This is a genomic window from Pseudoalteromonas sp. MT33b (genome assembly GCF_014117385.1).
In the GTDB taxonomy this organism is placed as follows: Bacteria; Pseudomonadota; Gammaproteobacteria; order Enterobacterales; family Alteromonadaceae; genus Pseudoalteromonas; species Pseudoalteromonas lipolytica.
In genome coordinates, this window is record NZ_CP059831.1 from 793,504 (window position 1) to 815,974 (window position 22,471).

Genomic DNA, 22,471 nt, shown 5'->3' on the forward strand with positions numbered 1-22,471 from the left:
TTAAGTTTTATTTGTAAGCAAAAACTATGCCCTAAAGCGGTTCTTTATTTAACAGTGTGTTGAATAAAGAGCTGGAGTAAGAGGTTTTAGTTACAACGAGTTATCTTTTTGTGATTATAAACTTACTATACATTAATTGTGTTAAGTGTCAGTTTTTAATAACAAGTTAGTCACAAATTAGCGACCTAAATAGGTAAGGCCGAATGGCAAAATCAGCAAAAATCGAATTTGTCTGCACAGAGTGCGGCATGAACTATCAGCGCTGGCAAGGACAGTGTAAGTGCGGTGCATGGAACACGCTAGCAGAATTTAAGCCCTCAGCCGGACAGTCAAAACAAGCGGCAAGCCGTGCCGTGGTTGCAGGCTACGCAGGCGGTGTTGGCGGCGGCTCAAAAAAAATTAATGAAGTCGAAACCGCCGAAGCAGAAAAACGCTTAACCGACATTGGTGAGTTAGACCGTGTATTAAGTGGCGGTGTGACCACCGGTTCCGTAAATATTATTTCGGGCGATCCAGGGGCTGGAAAAACGACATTATTGTCAGATTTAATTGCTCGCATGTCGAAAGTGATGCCGTCACTTTATTGTACGGCAGAAGAGTCATTATCGCAGTTTAAAAACCGTGTAAACCGACTGCGTTTAGATTATAACCCTGATGAGCTTTATTTACTGTCAGAAACCAGCGTTGAAGCAATTATTGAAGAGCTTGATAAGAACAAGATTAAGTTTGCGGTGATCGATTCAATTCAAGCGGTTGTGACAGAAGCCGCTAATGGCAGCCCAGGCTCTCCTTCACAAGTTAAAAGTGCAGCACAAGCACTCACTCAATATTGTAAGCAAAATGACGTCACCATGTTCATTATTGCTCACGTAAATAAAAACAACGAAATCGCAGGCCCGCAAACCTTAGTGCATATTGTTGATGCGCTGCTGCATATTGATACCAACGATGGGCAAATTCGTACCTTACGTGCCAATAAAAACCGTTTTGGCGATATTGATACCGTCGGTATTTTTAGAATGTGTGAGCGCGGTATGCTCAGTGTTGACAACCCAAGCGAAATATTTTTATCGGGATCAAGCACCGAATCGCCGGGATCGGCTATTACATGTATTCGTAAAGGTAATCGTAATTTATTGTTAGAGATTCAGTGCTTAACCACAGAAACCGAGGCTGAGTTTCCGCAGCGAGTGTGTGTTGGTTTAAATATGAATCGTATCAAAATGCTCACAGGGATTTTGCGTAAACACACCAAGACTAAAATTTTTCATGACACGTTTTTTAATATTGTCGGTGGCCTAAAAATTGATGAGTCTGAAACCTGTATCGACTTAGCATTAGTTACGGCATTGTTGAGTAGTTTGAATGAATTTGTTGTGCCAAGAACCACCTGTATTATGGGCGAATTAAGCTTAAATGGTGACGTTAGGCCCATCGACAGTGGGGTGCCGCGAGTAAAAGAAGCCGCTCAGCATGGTTTCACTGAAATTTTTATTCCATATCGTAACTACCATAAATCAATGGAAGGATTGGGCGCAAAAATTACACCTGTTAAAACAGTGCATGAGTTACTGTCTTTAATAAACTAGTTGTAATTTGATAGACTATAAAAAACACCAATCAAAGGAAATAAAATGAAAAAGTTAGTAATTGCAGCCGTTGTTGCTGCAGCTGTAGGTGGCGTCGTTTACGCAAACTATACAGCAACACAGGAAGTGAAAAAGGTTGTTGATAAGCAACTAAGCGCTTTATCAAGCCAAAGTGGTGTAGATATCACTTACAGCGATATTTCAGCAAGCGTGTTCAGTAGCAGCATGCAGTTGTCTGGTATAAATGTGCAAAGCATTGAAGGCGATGAAACCATTGCCACTATCGACAATATTGAAGTGACGGGTTACGAAGTTGATGCGATCCCACCCCACACGGGCTTCGTGATGACAAATTTCCGCTTTAGTGATGAGTTTTTATCGCAACTTCCAGACAGTGCGAATAATAAGCTTGCCGCAACGAGTTACAACGTGAATTCATCGCTTGATTACAACAAAGAGTCAGGTGATAGCAAGTTTGCGCTTAACGTGAAGGCAAGCGAAGTGGCTGATGTACGTTTTAATCTTGGTTTAGCAAATTCAACGGCGTTGATGGAAGCATCTTTATCAATCAGCCAAGCACAAAATGCTGCGAATGGGGCTGAGCTCACTTTAGAGCAACAACTACAGCAACAATCAAAAATGATGGCGGCAATGAGCCAATTAGAGCCGCGCAGTATCGAGCTTGAAATCAACGACGACGGTGAACTTAAAACTGTTGTCGAAAGCTTCTTAAAAGCGCAAGGCATGACACTTGATGACCTTGAGCAAGTTGTGGCAATGCAATTACAACAAGCTCCTGTAAGTGCGGAGTTAGACACTGCGATTAAAAACTTTGCCAGTGGTTTATCAAAATTGTCTTTATCGGCACGCCTACCTGAAGGCAAGTCGATGATGCAAATCAACCAGCAAATCATGATGCTGGTTGGTCAGCCTGAAGAGCTTGCGAAATTTATTAATTTAAAAGCGAGTGGTGAATAACCCGCTGACCGCAGCCGTGCGTTAGCTTCAATAACCTTAAAGTGTTCAACTCTCTAGTTTGCTCACTTTAAGGTTATTTTTTACATGCCTTACACCCTGACTGTGTTCTAAGAACTTTTGTGCCAGCGCACGTTGAAACCCCGTTTCCGTTGAACCTAATAATTCAATCGTATCGCCATTTACAATAACCTGTAAGTTTTCAATTTTAAAATTGCGGTTATTCGTTAGTTTCTTTAAAGCCACTTGCTGTAATCGCGGTTGCGCCGAAGTACTGGTTGTTAAAACATGGGTGTTGGCACTGACTTGTGTGGCGCAAGCCAATAAAAAAAGACAGCTAAATAAGGTTACGACAACAGATAATTTGAAACGGCTCATACAATTCCCTCGCAATAATGACAGATTGAACTCTGTATGAACAATTACAAATTCTGTTCCAATTTTAGTTTGTTGATTTTTATAGGTTTTATTTTTTTGAAGAAACTGTATGTGAAGTAATTACACATAGTTCAGTAAAAAAGACACGGCAAATAACAGCGATAAAAATGCCGAGACAGGCTCGGCATTTTTATTAACAAGGCTTATTAAGCACGCACTACTTTTTCTTTTTTGGTTTTGCCTTTTTCTTCGCTTTGATCTTTGCTGGATCTTTTTTCTTTTTAGAAGGGATTTTTGCTTCTTTGTGTTGCGGCTCTATCCCTTTGATTACTCGACGCTTTAGTTTTTGTTCGATGTAACGCTCAACTTTGCCTAAAATGGCAACGTCATGCGCTTCGATAAATGAAATCGCGATTCCTTTTTTGCCTGCACGACCAGTACGTCCAATACGGTGAACGTATATGTCTGCGGTGCGAGGCATATCAAAGTTAATCACATGGCTGATATCTGCCACGTCAATACCACGGGCAGCCACATCGGTTGCTACCAATATTTTATTGCGGCCAGAATGGAAGTTCTCCATTGCTTTCATGCGTTTATCTTGTGGCATTTCACCACGTAACCAAGCAACGCGCAGTCCTTCGTTATTTAACGCACCAATTAATGATTCTAGGCGTTCACGGGTCTTAACGAACACTATCGCTTTATGGATATCATCGCCGTTTAAGATATCGACTAACATTTTAAGCTTGTGGTTGTAGTCGTCGGCTAAGTGAACCCACTGGTGGATCTTTGCTTTTTCTTTACGCGACGATTCTGCTTCTAGTAGCGCAGGATCATTTAAAATACGCTCAGCGAAAAGCTCAACACTGTCACCTTCAAGTGTGGCTGAAAATAGAAAACATTGACGACGATTTCTGGCTTCATCACAAATACGCAGCATTTCTTTACGAAAGCCCATATCGAGCATGCGGTCGGCTTCGTCTAAAATAAGCATTTCGACATTTTCAGCATGGAAGTTCTCGGTTTCGAGGTATTCCATTAAGCGCCCAGGTGTCGCGATAAGAATGTCGTTATTGTTCTCAAAAATTTCTTTGTGCGTTCCATAGTTAATGCCGCCCGTCACGACACCTATTTTAAGGTGTGTTTGCTCAGCAAGCTGTTCACAATGCTCATGGATTTGATAAGCAAGCTCGCGAGTAGGAGTCATGATAAGTACGCGGGCAAAACCAGGGTCACGACGAGGGAAATCAAGCAAGTATTGAATAGCTGGGATCAAAAACGCGGCTGTTTTACCGGTACCTGTGGGTGCAGATGCCAAAATATCGCGCCCTTGTAATGCTTCAGGGATCGCTTGTTGTTGAATGCTGGTTGGCGTATCAAAACCCATTTTATTAATGGCATTTAACAGCTTGTTATCGATATCAAATTCAGAAAATTGCATAGAGTGACATAAATAGAGGACAATTGGCGTTAATTATACGCGCTATCCAGCTGTTGGTGAATGAAAAGGTGAAAAAATGTCAGGTTTTGTGTTTAAACAGTTTTCGATAGGGCAAACTCACACTGCAATGAAAGTTTCAACAGATGGGATTTTGTTGGGTGCATGGGCACATGTAAGCGATGCTGCACGAATTGTTGATATTGGCACAGGCACCGGGTTGCTTGCTTTAATGGCAAAACAACGTGCGCCGAAGGCGGTTGTTAACGCTATCGAAATAGAGGCTAACGCGTGTATTGATGCTCGCGCTAATTTTGCTAATAGCCCTTGGCCTGACATTATGCTTTATCAAGGGGCTGTGCAGTCTTTTAAAGCAGCAACCCCCTTTGATGCAATTATCACTAATCCACCTTATTTCAATGCCAGCCTTAAAGGCGATAATGCAGCACGCAATACAGCGCGCCACACCGATGGATTGAGTTTTAGCGAATTAATCAAAGCGTGTAGTGCGCTGAGTCATGCACATACTCTGCTCAATGTGATACTGCCTTGTCCTGAGGCCGAGCAATTTATTGCCATTGCAGAGCAAGAAGGCTGGTATTTAAACCACCTGTGTTTAGTTAAAACAACCGAGAAAAAAGCACCCAGTCGCAGTTTAATGTTATTTAGTCAGGTTGCAGCCCCTTTAACGACAACACATTTAACGATTCATGCAAACAGTGGCGCGTATAGTGCTGAATATAGTGCGCTATGCAAGGACTTTTATTTGAAAATGTGACGCATACCAGCCATTAATAGTCCGTCATCACTTTACTCTAAAAGGTCGTATTTGCTATTCACTGATGCTCGATTGTAGGCCATCTTCGCTTACTAATAATGTATAAGAATGTCCATATGAGGCATGACAAATGGCAACTGATTCATCAACACGCTTACCTTCATCATTCAGTCGAGAGACTTTAATATCATCTGCGCAGTCATCAGTGTGATACCACGTACTTAATTGATTTTGATATAGGTTAACTATTTGATTCTCTATTTTTAAGCGAATGTTTTCGGTGGCAAGAAAGCGGACGGCAAAAAAGCCCTCTTTGTTACTTTGAGTCTGTTTTATGAGCGTTAAACGCAGCTTTTCTCCACTTTGCCAGGCGACAAAATGGTAAGGCTGGTCGTTGTCCACTTGATACATTTGCTCTGCGAAGTTGCTCGCTTCACTGTGATCTTCTACATAAAATGAAATACGGCGTCGTTCATTGTGAAGGTGTGTTATATCAACAGGTAATGAATCTGATGCGAGCGTGTCTACATAATATTGCGCATCACTGACTTCTCTTGCGTTACCAAACAGGTCGGTATTTGCCATGGAGTAGTCAACCTCTAAGGCGGTGGTGTTTATCAATGTATACTTGTTCTCATACATCTGGTTGCCAAAATCATGACTTTCCTCGACTTCTAATTCCTCACACCCTACAAGCAGCGTTGTTGCAAAGAGTAAAAATAGCGCATTTTTCATTGTTTATCCTTTTACTAATGAAGCTGCCGTATGGTTCCAATTCGCAAAAAATGCTTAATTATTTTGAGGGATTAAACCGGTTGCGACCTGTTTTAAAGATTGCTGATTTACGACTGCATGGATGCAGAGCAATGCAGGAGCAATTGCCGAGAACAACTAAATAACGAAACCTTTGCCTTGTTTTCAACGAGGTTTTATCGCCCCAAAATAGCGCACTTAATTAAGCGAATTGGTATGGCATATTGATGCGTTGATTGTACCTCTATTTTGCACTTAATTGCACGGGAGGTTGCAGCTGCATTACTTCATCAAGTTGAATTTGTTGAACATGCTCAAGCTCAAGCAAGGCATCTAAGACTGCTTTTGTGTGCTGTTTTTCTATTTCAGCACTGCAAAAATCAATGATACTAAAACGGCGTTTTATCAATAAGCCATCGATATCAGGTAAAGGATCTTTGGTTTCTATTAGCACGCGTGTGGCAGGGCAGGGGTCGGCATACCCAGAGCGCATTAATTTGTTTAAGTTAAATAAATTATCGTCGAGTTTACCAAGCTCTACGGCGGTTTTAGCGCTATGCGGAATAAATAATGACTCACCAAAGCGGTTTGTTTTAATCTCGCCATCTGCTTTAATTGGGGTGACTTGATTATTGTCGAAGCTGACAATATCTCCGGTAAGTAACGTATATTGACTCATTGTGTTCCCTCGCAATGTGTTGTCTTTTTCTGATCATAGCAAAATGGTGTGTTTTACCAAGCCCTGATATAGTAATAAGGCCTTAAATTTTATGCGAGTATTTTATGTTACGACTCACAATCGCTTTATCAGCCCTTTTATTTTCTCAATTAAGCGTCGCTGCAATGAGCCCTGTCGGGCTTTGGAAAACCATTGACGAAGAAACCAATGAAGCTAAATCTTTGGTACGCATTCGTGAGCAAAACGGTGTACTTATTGGTGAAGTTGAAAAAATTCTTAACCCAGCCAAACAAGATGCAATATGTGATGCATGTAAAGGCGATAAAAAAAATAAGCCAATTTTGGGAATGGCCATTATCGATGGCGCGAAAGAAGCGGGCGATGGCAGTTGGCAAGACGGTGAAATTCTTGACCCTAATAATGGCAAAACCTACACCTTAAAGCTCACCCCTAAAGAACAGGGAAAAGTGCTTGAAGTACGCGGTTATATCGCCTTTTTCTACCGCAACCAATACTGGCAGCGTGTTGAATAGCCTGACATTAAAACGCCAAGCAATGCTTGGCGTTTTAATAAATAAATGGGTTATGCAGCAATTCACTTAATTAGGGAGTGAATATTACAGGGTCTCGCTGTATTCAGTCATCACTTGCTCAACCCAATTAGCAATACGTTCATCGCTGAGTTCATATTGGCTGTCTTCATCAAGTGCCAATCCAACAAAGTGTTTACCCTCATTTGTGAGAGCTTTTGACGCTTCAAATTCATAGCTTTCATCGTTAGGCCATAGACCTAAGAAGGTAATATCTTGATGGCAAATTTCGTCGTGTAGCATACCCAAAGCATCTTGAAACCACTGGCCATAACCTTGTTGATCGCCCATGCCAAAAAGGGCCACGGTTTTACCGTTTAGATTCACCTCTTTGATGTCGTCCCAAATTGATTCCCAATCTTCTTGTAACTCACCAAAGTCCCACGTTGAAATGCCGAAGATAACGAAATCGAATTGTTCTGCATTTTTTAATGGCTCATCTTTGATATTGTGTAAGCTGACAACATCTTGCCCGATAATATCGCGAATTTTCTCTGCCGCTATTTCTGTATAGCAAGTAGTAGAACCATAAAATAAACCAATCTGCATCGTATTTATCACCGTCTATTTGCTTGATATGATAGTTACTCAAGCTGCTTTTAGTATCTATCTTCCTGTAGTTTGATACTATTTTACCGTAAGGCTTTTTTAATTGATACCTTGATAAGGATGACAATACGCGTGGCTGAAAATAATTTCACAGCTGAAAAAGTAGCAATAACGTCAAACAATGCCGAACATTTAGAGCTGTTTTTAGATATTTTGTACCTTGAGCAAGGGGTCAGTGAAAACACATTGATGGCATATCGCAGCGATCTTGATAAGTTTTGTCAGTTTTTAAAAGACAAAGATCTACTGGCTGTCAGCAGTGAAGATATTGAAGCTTACTTGGCATACCGAGTTGATTTAGGGCTTAAATCACGCAGCACTGCGCGCAGCATCAGTGCGCTTAAACGTTTTTACCAATACTTTGTACGTGAAAAAGCCATTGCTGATTCGCCAATGCTGAATATTGCACAGCCAAAAGCAGGGCAGTCATTACCCAAAACTCTGTCTGAGGCTGAGGTTGAAGCACTACTCGCTGCGCCTAATATTGAAGAGCCTATGGGGCTGCGCGATAAAGCGATGTTGGAGCTTTTATACGCAACGGGTCTGCGCGTCACTGAGCTGGTAGGGCTTAGGATGGAGCAAATTAACTTGCGCCAAGCAGTTGTGTTCGTTAAAGGCAAGGGAAATAAAGAGCGTTTAGTGCCGCTTGGTGAAGAAGCGATGTATTGGCTTGAGCGCTTTTTAAAAGTTGGCCGCGCGCAGATGATCAAGCATGCAACTGACTTTGTGTTCCCATCTAAGAGAGGGATTGGCATGACGCGACAAACTTTTTGGCATCGTATCAAACACTATGCTATTTTGGCATCAGTTGAATCGCCGTTATCACCGCATACGCTTCGACATGCGTTTGCAACGCATTTGCTGAATCATGGGGCTGATCTTCGTGTCGTGCAAATGATGTTAGGTCACAGTGACTTATCAACAACACAGATTTATACCCATGTAGCGAATGAGAGATTGAAGTCGGTACACGAGCAACATCATCCACGTGCTTAGTGCAAGATTTTTAAAGATGTACCGGTCTATATAATAAATGATCAGGATATAGGATAGTTATGAAAAAGTTAGTTTTAGCCACGGCACTGCTTGGTACGAGTTTAAGTGTGTTTGCAAATGGTGTGTCGACCACCGACGCTGCAGATGCGCCAATTATTGCTAAATTTGCTGAGTTAGGTGTTACGGTTAAAAAAGTAAACCCAAGCCCTGTTGCTGGCCTTAAAGAGCTAATTACTGACAAGGGGGTACTTTACGCAAGCCCTGACGGTCAATTTTTAATGCAAGGTACGCTGATTGATCTTCAAAATCGTGTCAATCTCACTGAGCACGCATTAAGTGATGTACGTAAGGCGGGTGTGGCTGAATACGAAGATTCAATGATTGTTTATAAAGCAAAAAATGAAAAACATTCAATTACTGTATTCACCGATATTACATGCGGTTACTGTCGTAAATTACACCGCGAATTAGACGATTTCTTAGAAGCGGGCATCACCGTAAAATACCTAGCTTTCCCTCGTGGCGGTTTACGCGGTAAAGGTTACGAAGACTTAATGAATGTGTGGTGTGCAAAAGACCCAGCAGAAGCACTAACTGAAGCCAAAGCCGGTGCAGAGGTTGCCAAGGTAGAAGGATGCAGTGCCCCTATTGCTGAGCATTATCAATTAGGCCAAAGCTTTGGTATGTCGGGTACACCTGCAATTATTTTAGAAGATGGAACGATGATCCCAGGTTATCAATCAGCAGCACAAATTAGCCAAGCGCTTGATGCCTTACCAAAAACATCTTCATAATCTTTTTATAAATAGGCCTGCCTTAGGTAGGCCTTTTATTCGCTTTAAGCTAACTAAAGTAATACTTCCAACATGGAAAAAATAATCCAAGTTCGTCCCCGTGTCGATGACTCATACCTTCCTCAACACTTACATCCCGTTATTAAGCAAATTTATGCCTCGCGCCAGGTAAAAGATGCCAATGAATTAGATAACAGTGCAGCGACCCTGCATGACTTTAAATTATTTAAAGACATAGACAAAGCCGTATTATTACTGCAACAGGCACTCGCAGAACAACAGCGAGTATTAATTGTCGGTGACTTCGACGCCGATGGTGCAACCAGTACGGCCACTTTAATGCAAGGCTTGGCCATGTTTGGGTTTAACAACCTTGACTATTTAGTGCCTGATAGGTTTAGCCTTGGTTATGGCTTAAGCCCCGCACTGGCGGCGCAAATTGTTGAAATGAAGCCTGAGCTGGTTATTACAGTGGATAATGGTATTTCGTGCATTGATGGCATTGCGATTGTGAAGCGCGCCGGTATTAAGGTACTGGTTACAGATCATCATTTACAAGGGGATACGCTGCCTAATGCAGATGCTATCGTGAACCCTAACCGCCATGATTGTCAGTTCCCATCTAAATCGATTGCCGGTGTAGGCGTGGCATTTTATTTATTAATTGCGCTGCGCAGCCACTTACGCGAACAAGGGGCCTTTGAGCATAGTCCAATGCCAAACCTTGCTGAGTTACTTGATATTGTCGCCCTTGGTACGGTGGCTGATGTCGTTGCGCTTGATGCTAATAATCGTACGTTGGTTCACCAAGGATTAGCACGTATTCGCAGTGGTAAAACTCGTCCGGGAATAAGCGCTTTAATTGAAGTGGCTAATCGAAATGCGGCACGTTTAAGTGCCAGTGACTTTGGCTTTTCATTGGCTCCTCGCTTAAACGCTGCAGGGCGTTTAGATGACATGAGCTTAGGCATCGCGTGCTTGTTATCAAACGACATAAATCAAGCTCGCCGTATTGCCAGTGAACTCGACAGTCTTAATCATGAGCGCCGCGAAATAGAGCAGGGCATGCAGGTTGAGGCGCAGGCCGTGCTCGATCGCCTTGCCTTTAAAACCGACGCTATCCCCGATGCGATTTGCTTGTATCAAGCTGACTGGCATCAAGGGGTAATTGGTATATTAGCGGGGCGTTTAAAAGAGAAATATCACCGGCCTACGATTATTTTTGCCGCGGGCGATAACGGTGAAATAAAAGGCTCATGTCGTTCAATTGAAGGTCTGCATATGCGTGACTTACTTGAACGAGTGAATACTCTACACCCACACTTAATCAGTAAGTTTGGGGGGCATGCAATGGCAGCCGGCTTGAGCATTAATGAGCAGAGTTTTCCCGAGTTTAAAGCTGTGTTTGAGCGTATGGTCACCGACACACTGACCGATGAGCATAAACAAAGTATTTTGTTGACCGACGGCGAGTTGCCAAATGAGTGTTTTTCGATGGAGTTTGCCAACCTGTTAAAAAATGCAGGGCCATGGGGACAGCAATTTCCCGAACCGGTATTCGAGCACCTATTCGAGATTATTCAACAACGTATTGTAGGTGAAAAGCACTTAAAACTCGTGTTAAAGCATCAATCTGGACGTTTGGTTGATGGTATTGCATTTGGTGTCGATGTGCGTGCCTGGCCCGATACCGAAGCACGCTATGTTAAAGCTGCCTACCAACTCGATATAAATGAATTCCGTGGCAAATTCTCGTTACAACTGATTATTCGAGAGCTACAAAAAGCGACATAAAAATATCGCTATAATCGACATAAAAGGCTAATAAAACGCTCGGTTTTTTGTTAAAATCGGGCGTTTTTAATATTTGTAGATATTTTACCGTAATTCATCTTGAGAGCTGTGCGCGGTAAATCAGCCATTTTGGAGTAATGTACATGTTTGAAGTGAATCCTGTGATTAATCAAATCAAGGAAATTCGCGAACGTACTGAACTGCTTCGGGGGTACCTTTGACTACCCTCTTAAAAAAGAGCGGTTAGAAGAAGTTAACGCAGAACTTGAAGATTCAGCAGTGTGGAATGAGCCTGAGCGTGCTCAAGCCCTTGGCCGTGAAAAGTCGGCATTAGAAGCTATCGTTGAGACCATTGATAATTTAGTGGCCGGTACTGAAGATGTTGAAGGCTTAGTTGAACTTGCTGTTGAAGCCGAAGATGAGGAAACCTTTGCTGAAGCCGAGGCTGAATTAGCCGATTTAAATGCGCAACTAGAAAAGCTTGAGTTCCGTCGTATGTTCTCAGGTGCCCATGACCAAAACGACGCGTACTTAGATTTACAATCGGGTTCTGGCGGTACTGAAGCGCAAGACTGGTGTAATATGCTACTGCGCATGTATTTACGTTGGGGTGAAGCGAAAGGCTTTAAAGTTGAGCTTGTTGAAGCAACCGACGGTGATGTGGCTGGTATTAAAGGGGCGACAGTTCGCTTTGTTGGCGAATATGCATATGGCTGGTTACGAACTGAAACGGGTGTGCACCGTTTAGTGCGTAAAAGCCCGTTTGATTCAAGCGGTCGTCGTCATACCTCGTTTGCGTCTGCTTTCGTGTACCCAGAAATTGACGATAATATTGAAATTGATATTAACCCCGCCGACTTACGTATTGACGTATATCGCGCGTCGGGTGCGGGTGGTCAGCACGTAAATACCACCGAATCAGCAGTACGTATTACGCATTTACCAACCAATACGGTTGTGCAGTGCCAAAATGAGCGTTCGCAGCATAAAAATAAAGACCAAGCAATGAAGCAGTTAAAAGCGAAATTGTTTGAGCTTGAGTTGCAAAAACAAAATGCCGAGAAGCAAAGCCAAGAAGATGCAAAATCAGACATTGGCTGGGGAAGTCAAATTCGTTCATACGTGCTTGATGACTCGCGCATTAAAGACTTACGAACGGGCGTTGAAAACCGCAATACTCAAGCGGTTCTTGACGGCGATTTAGATAAATTTATTGAAGCCAGCCTTAAATCTGGCCTATAACCACCAAGCTAAAAAAGAGCTAAAAAATGACTGATCAAATCCAAGACGAAAATAAGTTAATCGCTGAGCGTCGCGGCAAATTAGACGCTATTCGCGAAAATTGCCCAGCCAACGGTCATCCAAACCAATTCCGTCGTGAACATTACACGGCTGATTTGCAAGCTGAGTTTGGTGATAAATCGAAAGAAGAATTAGTTGCTGAGCAACATGTAGTTTCAGTAGCAGGTCGTATCCTTGCTAAACGTGGTCCTTTCCTTGCGTTACAAGACATGAAAGGTCAAATTCAAGCATACGCATCAAAAGACGTACAAAAAGAATTAAAAGCAAAATACGGCCAACTTGATATCGGTGACATCATCGGTGTTAAAGGTGCGCTAAATAAATCAGGCAAAGGCGATTTATACGTCGAAATGACTGAGTATGAGCTACTGACTAAGTCACTGCGTCCATTACCAGAGAAATTTCATGGTCTATCAGACCAAGAAACAAAATACCGTCAACGTTATGTTGATTTAATCACCAATGAAGCGACGCGTGAGACATTCCGTATTCGTTCAAAAGTGGTAGAAGGTATTCGTCGTTTCTTAGCAGACCGTGATTTCATGGAAGTTGAAACGCCTATGCTACAGGTTATCCCTGGTGGTGCGTCTGCACGCCCATTCGTAACGCATCACAATGCACTTGATATCGATATGTATTTACGTATTGCGCCAGAGCTTTACTTAAAACGTTTAGTTGTGGGTGGCTTTGAGCGTGTATTCGAAATCAACCGTAACTTCCGTAACGAAGGTTTATCGACGCGTCATAATCCAGAATTCACGATGATTGAGTTCTACCAAGCATACGCTGATTACATCGACTTAATGAACATCACTGAAGATATGCTACGTACAGTTGCAACAGATGTATTGGGTTCACCAATCGTTGTTAACACAACGAAAAACGAGCATGGCGACGTAGTTGACTCTGTAGAGTATGACTTTGGTAAGCCTTTCGCACGTTTAACAATGAGCGAAGCTATCCTTAAGTACAACCCTGACTTTGATGCGGCTGTATTTAATGACCCAGAAAATCATTTTGAAGAGCTTAAAGCGTATGCGAAGCAAGTTCACGTTAAAGTACCTGAAAACTGTGTATGGGGCCCAGGTAAGTTCTTGTGTGAAATCTTCGAAGAGACTGCAGAGCATAAGTTAATTCAACCTACATTTATTACGGCATACCCTTGGGAAGTGTCGCCACTGGCTCGTCGTAACGATGAAAACCCATTTGTTACTGACCGTTTTGAGTTCTTTGTAGGGGGTCGTGAGCTTGCAAATGGTTTCTCTGAGCTAAATGATGCACAAGACCAAGCAGAACGTTTCTCTCGTCAAGTTGAAGAGAAAGACGCGGGTGATGATGAAGCAATGCACTACGACGAAGACTACATTCGTGCATTAGAGTACGGCTTACCGCCAACAGCAGGCGAGGGCATTGGTATTGACCGTTTGGTGATGTTATTTACAGACTCATCAACGATTAAAGACGTCATTTTATTCCCTCATATGCGTCCGCAAGCTGATTAATCAGTACTAATCAGTACTAAGACTCTAATAAACGCCGCTTTTTAGCGGCGTTTTTATTATCGGAAATTTCTGATTTTAAACGTTGAGTTCTGTAACTACTGATTTGTAATTAATTGATAAAAAAAGAAATACTGATTAAGTCTGCGTTGTTGTTGTAGTAAAAATGTTAAACATCGCCTTTTGTTCGTAATTACAGTGGTGTTTTTTTAATACGAGTATGAGAACATTGTACAAATGTCGTTCAACGTATTAGTGGACTTAATTATAATGACAAAAAAGCCTGTGCAGTTGCAGACAGACACCAGTAAAAACGATGAGCAACGTGAAGCTTTTTATCGTGCCTGCATCGCCGAGTTTCAACAACTAGGCTATCAGGATCAATATTTAGCAGAAATAACCGATGAGCATATCCCATTAGCGGGCATCGATTCGTTCAGACAAAAAGCAAAACCGGTCAAAGGCTGAGCAAAAGTTTGTTGTTTTTACCCGTAGTGGACAATCTATAACCATCTGTGCGATTTTCCTTGAAAAGTGTTTGACATATTTTCTGAAATCTTTATTATACGCCCCACAAGACGGAGAGGTGGCCGAGTGGCCGAAGGCGCTCCCCTGCTAAGGGAGTATAGGGTTTGTAGCTCTATCGAGGGTTCGAATCCCTCCTTCTCCACCATTTTTTAAATGGTTATCTTGTAAAGTAAAGAATGGGCGCATAGCTCAGCTGGATAGAGTACCTGGCTACGAACCAGGCGGTCGGAGGTTCGAATCCTCCTGCGCCCACCATCCTTTACTAACATCAAAATGTGGGCGCATAGCTCAGCTGGATAGAGTACCTGGCTACGAACCAGGCGGTCGGAGGTTCGAATCCTCCTGCGCCCACCACTTTTGAAAAGTCTTAGTGAGACTTAAACTAACTAGAATAGAATGTGGGCGCATAGCTCAGCTGGATAGAGTACCTGGCTACGAACCAGGCGGTCGGAGGTTCGAATCCTCCTGCGCCCACCACTTTCTATACATTCATACAGCAATGTAAGAAAGCATAAACCGACAAACTGTCGGTTTTTTTTGTGTTTAAACGACACCGTCATTGCAAGACGTAAATAAGCAGAACTATTGCGGACGCGTAGCTCAGCTGGATAGAGTACCTGGCTACGAACCAGGCGGTCGGAGGTTCGAATCCTCCCGCGTCCGCCACTTTCACTCTGAAAGTGACATAAACCGACGAAAGTCGGTTTTTTTGTGCCCGAAATCCGCAGCCGCGGTATTATACCATTTTGCAAAAATACTTAATCATTTTGAGTGATTAAACCAGTCGCTACCTGCGTTAAAAATTTCTGAACTAATAGGAATTGCTGGCAGTAAGTTAAGTGATAAGAACAAGCGCCAGCAAATAACTCGCATTACTGACGACTTTTTCCTCGACCGCATCAAAGATAACAGTGTATCGCTTTACCGTGACCTGCTCACTGACTTGCAAAAGTACACAGAGCAGGTTCTCTAAAAGAGTAAACTGACGTTGAATCTAAGCGTACGTGGCTCTATGGGGTGGTAGTGATTATCTTCTACTCCCTCTGCGGGCTCAGTCGGTAAGCGTGATGCATAATAGTAATCGATATCATGATCACTGCTATCGAATAGATTAAGTAGCTCTAAGCCGACTTTCCAGTGAGTATGTTGGTAACTAACTAAACCGTTAACGACGGTCAAAGGCTCTGAACGTTGACTGCCATCATCATTGAGCATGCGTTTACCTATATGGCGAAGACGCAACGATGTTTGCCATTGCTCTGTTATGTGCCAGTTTACCCCAGCACTGGCAACTACTGGCACAGCCCCTTCAATGCGGTCGTTCTGGCTATCTATGTCTAGGCGTGAATGTGTAAACGATGCTTCAGCATCAAGGCTAAGTGTCTCGGCTAGCCAATAGTAAGCGCTTAGTTCTAATCCGTAACGTGTTGATGCATCACTGGCTTCAGTATTGCCTGCATCACCAACAAAGAGGAGTTCTGAGTCAAGTGAAAGCCACCACAGTGCCGCTGAAAAGTTAAAGTGCTTTTCATCAAAGTAGCGCATGCCCAACTCAGCACCATTACTTTTAACCAGCAAATCAACGGTATCCGTGGCTGCAAGGGTTACAGGGTCTTGTTGAATTGTTGCGCCGCGTGCATCGTTAGAATGAAACGATTGCCCCCAGTTGGCATAACCCGCTACGTTCTCGTTGAATAAATAAGTTAGGCTTGCTTTGAAACCGAGTAAATCGTCATTTGCATCGCCTGAATTTAAGTGATTATCGCTGTTAATGCTCGCATCAATATAGTCATAGCGTACGCCTACAGTGGCCTCTAATTGAGGGCTCATAGTAAGTTGGGTTTGCCAATAAGCAGCATAACTTGTTTCGTCAACACGGTCTTCACGTACGGTTGATAAGTAATTTCTCGACTGTGTGTTATACAGTCCTACGTTATCAATGTTATCGTTACGAAGTTCAACACCTACATCATGATTCAGTAAAATAGAGTTTAAAACACCTGAAAATTGATAACTGATTGCCCCGCCAGACACCGTACGATTATCACGTTGATTAAATTGGTCGCCATTAACAGGATCATTAAGAAAATACGAGAAATTAGAATACAAGTTCAGTTTGTAATCAATTACATAGGCATTAGCTGTGAGGTGTTCGTTTTGCCAATTAGCCGATAAGCTATAGCGACTAGAGCTGCCACCTAATGTGGTGTCCAAAGAGCCCAGCGATGAAATGATACCTTGATCAACGGCGCGTTGCGGAATTTGGTCAGCCGAATTCCACGTATTATCATATGCCATAGCACTGATGGATAGGTTACCGTGCTTAGACTCATTAACGAAACGAAGGAGGGCGTTCTTTTTATTTACACTTTCTTTAATGTCTTGCCATGGCCCGTCGTAACCTTGCCATTCTGTGGCGCCAATAAGTTTACTATTACCAAGTGGAATGCTGCCTAAAGCAACCGCGCGTAAATAGTTATCCTCACCAATAGTGAAATCTAACTGTTGATGCTTTGGGTTATCTGTCAGGTGAAAGTAGGCGCTGCCCGCAGTTGAAAAGTCACCTTGCTTTGCATCGTAACTGCCTTTTTGATAACTGACTGTGGCAATCGTTTCGGGAATAATAAAGTTCAAGTCTGTATAGCCTTGACCATGTCCATGGCTGCGCATATTGATTGGCATACCATCAATATTGGTTGAAAAGTCTGTACCATGGTCAAGGTTAAAACCACGAATAAAGTATTGATTTGCTTTACCTGAACCACTGTGTTGAGTAACGGCCATACCAGGGATTAACTCAAGTAGCTCTGTGCTTCTGAGCATGGGTCTATTTTCAATCTCACCTTGGCCAATAATGCCACTTGAGGCGCTGATTGATTCACCGATTAAGCCAGTGCGGTGGCCATATACGGTAATTTTTTCAATATTAGCAAATGCGCCACCAGAACAGCTTAGACAGCCCGCAATAAAGCATAACTTTTTCATTTTATAAATCCCTTTTCTATTTGGTATTAAAAGTATATACGCGTAAGTCATTTTTTTGGATGCAGAATAGATGAATCGTAATAAAGCTGAGTTAATTTGCTTCATGGGAAATTTGTGTTAAATTTAATAAAATATTCCAAAAATAAAAATAAGTGGGAATTTTATTTTATGCACACCATGCGTTTACGCTCTCTCAATTTTACGCTGTGTAGTAGCCTTTTTCTGTTAGTTGGCTGTCACGCGAATAACCCCGTGGACACAATGACTGACGAGCAGTTTTTTGCCGAAGTGATGATGGCACCTGCAATCATGCCACGTGATTTAAATAATACCGGTTGTTTAAGTCTCGCTAATAATGGGACTGGAAAAGGCTATAAAAGTGCTGACCAAGTGGCTTATCAGCAACCTGATTGGCAGTCTCGAATTGCCGCGGATTGGCAATATTTTTCTCCGTCTCAACAGCAAGGAAAATTGCTTGTTATTGATTATCAGGTAAAAGGCGGGGCACTTGCTTACCGTTACTTAAGTGATGGCACACACAATGAGCTTTATGAGCCATGGAGCTCATCAAAGATTCAAGCCTTCACAGGTGCTGTCGCTACCGTGAGAAAAGAGCAGCCTAAATTAGGTGCGCACGCACTGGCTGGTGATACTCCCTTGGCTGATTTAATTAGTAGCGTAAATAGCTATGAGCCATTTGGAAAAGCGGATGGCAATTCAAATGCAATCGCGAGTTATTTTATTAATGTTGCTGGGAGCAATACATTACAAAGCTTCTTTTATAATGACTGGTTAAAGCTCGAAACCCCTGGTTTATTATTTAATGGTGCCTATGGCGGTGAGCAGTTTATGCCATCTGATGAATATTGGCATGACCCTGCACACCCAGAACATGATGCAAAGATCAGCCATTACAAAGCAAATCGTGATGATCCTGGTTATTTAAGTTACCGTTGTGATAACTGCGGTTTAACCGGTAATAAGGCAATGACTACCTTGGCACAAGCTGAATGGTTAAAACGCCTTGTTAGTCACGACCGTGAACCCAGTACCCGTATGCCGTATTTGCAAAGTAGCGATGTAGATGTACTCCTTAATGGCACAGGTCATAGCGAACAACAGGCTGGCGGAGGTGGTATGATGATTGGCATCAGTCATCTTGTGACTAATGCACTTGCAAAAGCGATTGCACCCAATGATACACGCTCGGCAAAAGAAGTACTTGATACCGCGACAAATGGGCAGTGGCGAGTGTGGCAAAAAATCGGCTGGGGCCCAAGTGAAACTCGCTCTACGACCGAAACGGTTATGCTCGCTCATGTTTGCTTGGGGCAAATTAATGGCGGTCGCGAGTTTACCTTGAGTATTCAGCAAGCAATCCCTGGTGCAGAGGAAGCCCACTTGCCAAAAGTCGGCAAGCTAATGCAGCAAAATTTGCAGGCAGCTTTTACAAAACTATTAGATTCACGCGCTCAATAAGTATTAAGGAACACACATGCGTCGTTCAATTATCGCTTTATCAATTAGCCTAGGTGTTGCCTTTAGCTCACCTATGCATGCCGAAGGGTGGCAGTCAGATGTGATAGCCGTCACTCAGTCACAGTTGTCACCTAGTTATTGGTTGCAGCAAGGCGCATCAGCAAAAATGCTCATGACAAATGCGCAAATTCAGGCGTTTAACGATAAGTTAATCAAAGAAAATAAGTACATTGTTGATCCACTGTCATTTCAAAAATCGCTGTCTAAAGCCGAACTCACTAGCTTAATTAATCAAGCCAGCTCAGTGCCAAAAAGCCCGCGCTTTTTTACTGACGGACGTCAATTAACAGCGAAAGATTTTGCTAAATATCAGGAAAATTTAAATATTAATAAGGTCGCGAGTACTAACTTAGTTCGCTTTGGTGTGGTGGTGAAGCGTACGTCATTACGGACCTTTCCAACGTGGGATCGGGTGCTCAACAGTGGCTTAGATCACGACCTAGATCGCTTTCAAGAAAGTGGCATGTTTCCGGGAGAGACTGTCGCTGTCTTGCATCAAAGCGCGGATAAAAAGTGGCTTTTAGTGCGTGCTTATAACTATTTAGCGTGGACACCCGCTGAGGATATTGCTTTTGCCGATGCTGATAAAATTAAAGCGTACCGTGACCAAGAAAACTTTTTAGTCATCACTGGCGCTAAAGTGCACACTGCTTATGTGCCTAATGATGATGCACGCTCAGAAGTTCAGCTTGATATGGGAGTGCGTTTACCCCTTGTTGATAACGAGCAAGTTCCTTACTTACTGAATGGGCAAAATACTTATGCCAGCCATATTGTGCAATTACCAACGCGGGATGAAAATGGCCAATTAGCCATAAAGCCAGCAATGATCAGTAAAACCGCAGATGTAAATATCGGTTACCTCGCCTACACCGAACAAAACCTGATTAAGCAAGGCTTTAAGTTTTTAGGTGAGCGGTATGGATGGGGGCACGATTACAATGGCCGAGATTGCACTGGTTTTGTGGGAGAAATTTATAAAAGTTTTGGTTTACTCATGCCACGTAACTCCGGTCAGCAAGGGAGCAGTGAATACGGTAAAAATAGCCGCTTTGATAAAAATGCCAATGAAGCGTCTAAATTATCTGTGGTTAAGAATATGGCAATTGGTGATTTAATTTATATTCCAGGTCATGTGATGATGTATTTAGGTGAACACCAAGGTGAGCCGTACGTAATTCACGACGTGAAAGGGCTTGGCTACAACAAAGGCGATGGTAGTTTTTACAGCAGTGCTCTAAATGGGGTATCGGTTACTCCATTATTGCCGTTAAGGCTCTCGCAAGAAACCAGCTATTTAGACCGTGTGTACAACATTAAACGTATTCGCTAGAGGCCTGTATGAAAATTAAAGCAATTCGTTTTGCAAAGCTCAAAGTGCCATTAGTGACCCCATTCAAAACGGCGTTGAGAGAAGTTAGTTTTATAGAAGATTTAGTGGTGATCATCGAGACTCACTGCGGCCAGATTGGTTATGGTTCAGCAGCATCAACCCCAGTTATTACAGGGGATACTCACCAAGGCATGATAAGCGTTATTAAGCAGTTTATTGCGCCGAAGTTATTGGGCCTCGAAATAGAAAATATTAATCAGCTCACCCATATTATACAAACGACTGTAGTCGGTAATAGTAGCGCAAAAGCGGCGCTAGAAATTGCTGTTTATGATTTATGGGGCAAGCTTTATAAAGCGCCATTGTATAAATTACTCGGTGGCGGGCAGTCAGAGCTCAAGACTGATATCACTATCAGTGTTGATAATATCGATAAGATGCTCAGCGACTGCCAGCTCGCGGTTGATCAAGGTTTCGATGTATTAAAAGTTAAAATCGGCAATAACCTGAACCAAGACATTGAGCGTGTTAAAGCAATTTATGCGGGCTTTGCGAGCAAAGCACTCTTGCGTCTTGATGTTAATCAAGGCTGGAGTGCTAAGCAAACAGTGCAGGCCTTACAGCAACTAGAACACGCCGGAGTCGTGCTTGAGCTTGTAGAGCAGCCTGTTAAAAGTAACGACATCCAAGGACTAAAATACATTACTGATCGTGTTAATACACCGATTATGGCCGACGAGAGTGCTTTTTCTCCTCAGCAGGTTATTCAGCTTTTAGAACTTGGTGCCGTTGATATTATTAATATTAAGCTGATGAAAACCGGTGGGTTGAGCCGTGCGATTGAAATAGCCAATATCACTGCGCAGTATCAAGCGCAGTGTATGATTGGCTGTATGCTTGAGGGCAGTATTGCTGTGGCGGGTGCTGCACATTTAGCATCCGCAAAAGCCCAACAAATTAGTAAAATTGATTTAGACGGTCCAGCCCTTGGCCAGTATGATCCGGTGCAAGGTGGGGTTGAATTTAATGGCCCGCAGATCACGCTTTCGGATGCCCCAGGTCTTGGTATTGAATCAATCAACGGTCTTGAACTGATAACAAATGGAGTGTGGCCAGAATGAAAAAAATCTTTAGTTTTGTTGCAGCAATGAGTTTAACCGCCTGTGCAAGCTCGCAGCAGTACACGCCTGTGATTGATAATACACATCAACAATTAGTTGTGGTTGTAGCCAATGACAGTGACGCAATTGATGCGACGCTTTATCGCTTTGAAAAAAAAGGGCGACAATGGCAACAACAAGGTGATCAACACGCTGTTGTGCTTGGGCGTACTGGGCTTGCTTGGGGTGTTGGCTTACATCCAGCACAAGCTGGTTTGCAAAAACAAGAGGGGGATGGCAAAGCGCCAGCGGGTATCTTTGAACTAGGTACTGCATTTGGTTACTTAGACACATTACAAACGAATCTTAGCTATCAAGCTATGACTGCTAACGATTACTGCATTGATGTAAAAGGGTCTCCTTTTTACAACCAACTCGTTGATAAGTCAGAAGTGGGAGACGCTGCGGTAAAAAACTCATCTGAATGGATGCGCCGTGATATTTACAGCCAAGACGACTTATATAAAAAGGGGATCGTGGTAAAGCACAATCCTTACAATGTCGATGGGGCGGGCAGTTGTATTTTTATGCATTTATGGCGTGCGCCCAGTAAACCAACGGCAGGATGTACAGCGATGACCGAAACCGATATGGATGCCTTATTAGCTTGGCTTGATGAGCTTAAAAAACCATTATTGGTGAGTTTAACTAAGCAGCAATATCAGCAAAAACAAAGTCAGTGGCAATTGCCGGTACTGGAAAATTAAAAATAATAAAATAAAAGTATTTTATTTTTGTCGTAATGGTGG

Annotated in this window: 20 protein-coding genes and 5 tRNA genes; 19 read left to right on the forward strand and 6 right to left on the reverse strand. The window is 42.7% G+C overall.

Annotated elements, in window-relative coordinates; all coding sequences use genetic code 11:
• The first annotated feature begins 203 nt into the window (after nt 1-203).
• Both radA and H3302_RS03705 read left to right on the forward strand, forming a co-directional pair.
• Nucleotides 204-1,589, forward strand: a complete 1,386-nt coding sequence (gene radA, locus H3302_RS03700) for a DNA repair protein RadA (protein ID WP_036970582.1) — start codon at nt 204-206, stop codon at nt 1,587-1,589.
• 45 nt (nt 1,590-1,634) lie between these two features.
• Nucleotides 1,635-2,567, forward strand: coding sequence for a hypothetical protein (locus H3302_RS03705; RefSeq protein ID WP_074989442.1), 933 nt, complete (start codon nt 1,635-1,637; stop codon nt 2,565-2,567).
• A gap of 45 nt (nt 2,568-2,612) precedes the next feature.
• Here H3302_RS03705 and H3302_RS03710 read toward each other — a convergent pair whose 3' ends face one another.
• Together H3302_RS03710 and srmB are read right to left on the reverse strand one after the other, a co-directional pair.
• On the reverse strand, nt 2,613-2,942 hold the full coding sequence (locus H3302_RS03710; protein WP_074989443.1) for a BON domain-containing protein: 330 nt from the start codon (nt 2,940-2,942) through the stop codon (nt 2,613-2,615).
• 217 nt (nt 2,943-3,159) lie between these two features.
• A complete protein-coding gene (srmB, locus tag H3302_RS03715; RefSeq protein WP_036970576.1) occupies nt 3,160-4,386 on the reverse strand; it encodes an ATP-dependent RNA helicase SrmB in 1,227 nt (408 codons plus the stop codon).
• Between the two features lie 76 nt (nt 4,387-4,462).
• Between srmB and H3302_RS03720 the strand changes: the two genes are divergently transcribed.
• Nucleotides 4,463-5,161 (forward strand): tRNA1(Val) (adenine(37)-N6)-methyltransferase, encoded by a 699-nt coding sequence (locus H3302_RS03720; protein ID WP_065978439.1) that lies wholly within the window; start codon nt 4,463-4,465, stop codon nt 5,159-5,161.
• Nucleotides 5,162-5,215: 54 nt separating this feature from the next.
• On the opposite strand, the gene H3302_RS03725 is transcribed toward H3302_RS03720, so the two are convergent.
• Both H3302_RS03725 and H3302_RS03730 read right to left on the reverse strand, forming a co-directional pair.
• Nucleotides 5,216-5,896 (reverse strand): hypothetical protein, encoded by a 681-nt coding sequence (locus H3302_RS03725; RefSeq protein ID WP_074989444.1) that lies wholly within the window; start codon nt 5,894-5,896, stop codon nt 5,216-5,218.
• Nucleotides 5,897-6,158: 262 nt separating this feature from the next.
• Nucleotides 6,159-6,593 (reverse strand): hypothetical protein, encoded by a 435-nt coding sequence (locus H3302_RS03730; RefSeq protein WP_065978437.1) that lies wholly within the window; start codon nt 6,591-6,593, stop codon nt 6,159-6,161.
• A gap of 104 nt (nt 6,594-6,697) precedes the next feature.
• Here H3302_RS03730 and H3302_RS03735 point away from each other — a divergent pair, with 104 nt between their 5' ends.
• Nucleotides 6,698-7,126 carry a DUF2147 domain-containing protein gene (locus H3302_RS03735; RefSeq protein WP_036970567.1) on the forward strand — a complete coding sequence of 143 codons (429 nt, stop codon included), beginning with the start codon at nt 6,698-6,700 and terminating at the stop codon, nt 7,124-7,126.
• An 84-nt stretch (nt 7,127-7,210) separates the two neighbouring features.
• Here H3302_RS03735 and fldB read toward each other — a convergent pair whose 3' ends face one another.
• Nucleotides 7,211-7,732, reverse strand: a complete 522-nt coding sequence (gene fldB, locus H3302_RS03740; protein WP_036970565.1) for a flavodoxin FldB — start codon at nt 7,730-7,732, stop codon at nt 7,211-7,213.
• Nucleotides 7,733-7,900: 168 nt separating this feature from the next.
• Between fldB and xerD the strand changes: the two genes are divergently transcribed.
• The 11 genes from xerD (at nt 7,901) to H3302_RS03795 (ending at nt 15,371) form a co-directional block, all read left to right on the forward strand.
• Nucleotides 7,901-8,788, forward strand: coding sequence for a site-specific tyrosine recombinase XerD (gene xerD, locus H3302_RS03745; RefSeq protein ID WP_371915641.1), 888 nt, complete (start codon nt 7,901-7,903; stop codon nt 8,786-8,788).
• Nucleotides 8,789-8,847: 59 nt separating this feature from the next.
• A complete protein-coding gene (gene dsbC, locus H3302_RS03750; RefSeq protein WP_036970561.1) occupies nt 8,848-9,582 on the forward strand; it encodes a bifunctional protein-disulfide isomerase/oxidoreductase DsbC in 735 nt (244 codons plus the stop codon).
• Between the two features lie 72 nt (nt 9,583-9,654).
• Nucleotides 9,655-11,376, forward strand: coding sequence for a single-stranded-DNA-specific exonuclease RecJ (gene recJ / locus H3302_RS03755; protein WP_036970559.1), 1,722 nt, complete (start codon nt 9,655-9,657; stop codon nt 11,374-11,376).
• A 143-nt stretch (nt 11,377-11,519) separates the two neighbouring features.
• Nucleotides 11,520-12,618 (forward strand): peptide chain release factor 2 gene (gene prfB / locus H3302_RS03760; RefSeq protein WP_118844059.1). Its coding sequence is split into 2 segments (ribosomal slippage): nt 11,520-11,594 and nt 11,596-12,618, totalling 1,098 coding nucleotides; the frame shifts between segments, so codons are not numbered across the junction.
• A gap of 26 nt (nt 12,619-12,644) precedes the next feature.
• On the forward strand, nt 12,645-14,180 hold the full coding sequence (gene lysS / locus H3302_RS03765; protein WP_036970557.1) for a lysine--tRNA ligase: 1,536 nt from the start codon (nt 12,645-12,647) through the stop codon (nt 14,178-14,180).
• A 267-nt stretch (nt 14,181-14,447) separates the two neighbouring features.
• Entirely contained in the window at nt 14,448-14,645 is a 198-nt protein-coding gene (locus H3302_RS03770; RefSeq protein ID WP_182396156.1) for a hypothetical protein, read from the forward strand.
• Nucleotides 14,646-14,757: 112 nt separating this feature from the next.
• Nucleotides 14,758-14,850: transfer RNA gene (locus H3302_RS03775), tRNA-Ser, on the forward strand.
• Nucleotides 14,851-14,883: 33 nt separating this feature from the next.
• A tRNA-Arg gene (locus tag H3302_RS03780) sits at nt 14,884-14,960 on the forward strand.
• 22 nt (nt 14,961-14,982) lie between these two features.
• Nucleotides 14,983-15,059: transfer RNA gene (locus tag H3302_RS03785), tRNA-Arg, on the forward strand.
• Between the two features lie 46 nt (nt 15,060-15,105).
• A tRNA-Arg gene (locus H3302_RS03790) sits at nt 15,106-15,182 on the forward strand.
• A gap of 112 nt (nt 15,183-15,294) precedes the next feature.
• Nucleotides 15,295-15,371: transfer RNA gene (locus tag H3302_RS03795), tRNA-Arg, on the forward strand.
• 303 nt (nt 15,372-15,674) lie between these two features.
• Here H3302_RS03795 and H3302_RS03800 read toward each other — a convergent pair.
• A complete protein-coding gene (locus H3302_RS03800) occupies nt 15,675-17,690 on the reverse strand; it encodes a TonB-dependent receptor (protein ID WP_182396157.1) in 2,016 nt (671 codons plus the stop codon).
• Nucleotides 17,691-17,942: 252 nt separating this feature from the next.
• Here H3302_RS03800 and H3302_RS03805 point away from each other — a divergent pair, with 252 nt between their 5' ends.
• The 4 genes from H3302_RS03805 to H3302_RS03820 are packed head-to-tail and all read left to right on the forward strand — an operon-like array spanning nt 17,943 to nt 22,429.
• A complete protein-coding gene (locus H3302_RS03805) occupies nt 17,943-19,169 on the forward strand; it encodes a hypothetical protein (RefSeq protein ID WP_182396158.1) in 1,227 nt (408 codons plus the stop codon).
• Between the two features lie 16 nt (nt 19,170-19,185).
• Entirely contained in the window at nt 19,186-20,562 is a 1,377-nt protein-coding gene (locus tag H3302_RS03810) for an SH3 domain-containing protein (RefSeq protein WP_182396159.1), read from the forward strand.
• An 8-nt stretch (nt 20,563-20,570) separates the two neighbouring features.
• Nucleotides 20,571-21,683: a mandelate racemase/muconate lactonizing enzyme family protein gene (locus tag H3302_RS03815; protein ID WP_065978430.1), complete on the forward strand. Its 1,113-nt coding sequence runs from the start codon at nt 20,571-20,573 to the stop codon at nt 21,681-21,683.
• The gene (locus H3302_RS03820) at nt 21,680-22,429 is read left to right on the forward strand and encodes a L,D-transpeptidase (protein ID WP_182396160.1); all 750 of its coding nucleotides are present in this window, start codon (nt 21,680-21,682) and stop codon (nt 22,427-22,429) included. The genes H3302_RS03815 and H3302_RS03820 overlap by 4 nt, the downstream gene beginning before the upstream one ends.
• Nucleotides 22,430-22,471 lie beyond the last annotated feature (42 nt).

Coding starts and splice junctions, on each gene's coding strand:
- lysS (WP_036970557.1), top strand. CDS start 12,645: ATGACTGATCAAATCCAAGACGAAAATAAGTTAATCGCTGAGCGTCGC.
- radA (WP_036970582.1), top strand. CDS start 204: ATGGCAAAATCAGCAAAAATCGAATTTGTCTGCACAGAGTGCGGCATG.
- dsbC (WP_036970561.1), top strand. CDS start 8,848: ATGAAAAAGTTAGTTTTAGCCACGGCACTGCTTGGTACGAGTTTAAGT.
- H3302_RS03820 (WP_182396160.1), top strand. CDS start 21,680: ATGAAAAAAATCTTTAGTTTTGTTGCAGCAATGAGTTTAACCGCCTGT.
- H3302_RS03800 (WP_182396157.1), bottom strand. CDS start 17,690: ATGAAAAAGTTATGCTTTATTGCGGGCTGTCTAAGCTGTTCTGGTGGC.
- H3302_RS03770 (WP_182396156.1), top strand. CDS start 14,448: ATGACAAAAAAGCCTGTGCAGTTGCAGACAGACACCAGTAAAAACGAT.
- H3302_RS03815 (WP_065978430.1), top strand. CDS start 20,571: ATGAAAATTAAAGCAATTCGTTTTGCAAAGCTCAAAGTGCCATTAGTG.
- H3302_RS03710 (WP_074989443.1), bottom strand. CDS start 2,942: ATGAGCCGTTTCAAATTATCTGTTGTCGTAACCTTATTTAGCTGTCTT.
- srmB (WP_036970576.1), bottom strand. CDS start 4,386: ATGCAATTTTCTGAATTTGATATCGATAACAAGCTGTTAAATGCCATT.
- H3302_RS03735 (WP_036970567.1), top strand. CDS start 6,698: ATGTTACGACTCACAATCGCTTTATCAGCCCTTTTATTTTCTCAATTA.
- H3302_RS03730 (WP_065978437.1), bottom strand. CDS start 6,593: ATGAGTCAATATACGTTACTTACCGGAGATATTGTCAGCTTCGACAAT.
- H3302_RS03725 (WP_074989444.1), bottom strand. CDS start 5,896: ATGAAAAATGCGCTATTTTTACTCTTTGCAACAACGCTGCTTGTAGGG.
- H3302_RS03705 (WP_074989442.1), top strand. CDS start 1,635: ATGAAAAAGTTAGTAATTGCAGCCGTTGTTGCTGCAGCTGTAGGTGGC.
- H3302_RS03810 (WP_182396159.1), top strand. CDS start 19,186: ATGCGTCGTTCAATTATCGCTTTATCAATTAGCCTAGGTGTTGCCTTT.
- fldB (WP_036970565.1), bottom strand. CDS start 7,732: ATGCAGATTGGTTTATTTTATGGTTCTACTACTTGCTATACAGAAATA.
- recJ (WP_036970559.1), top strand. CDS start 9,655: ATGGAAAAAATAATCCAAGTTCGTCCCCGTGTCGATGACTCATACCTT.
- H3302_RS03720 (WP_065978439.1), top strand. CDS start 4,463: ATGTCAGGTTTTGTGTTTAAACAGTTTTCGATAGGGCAAACTCACACT.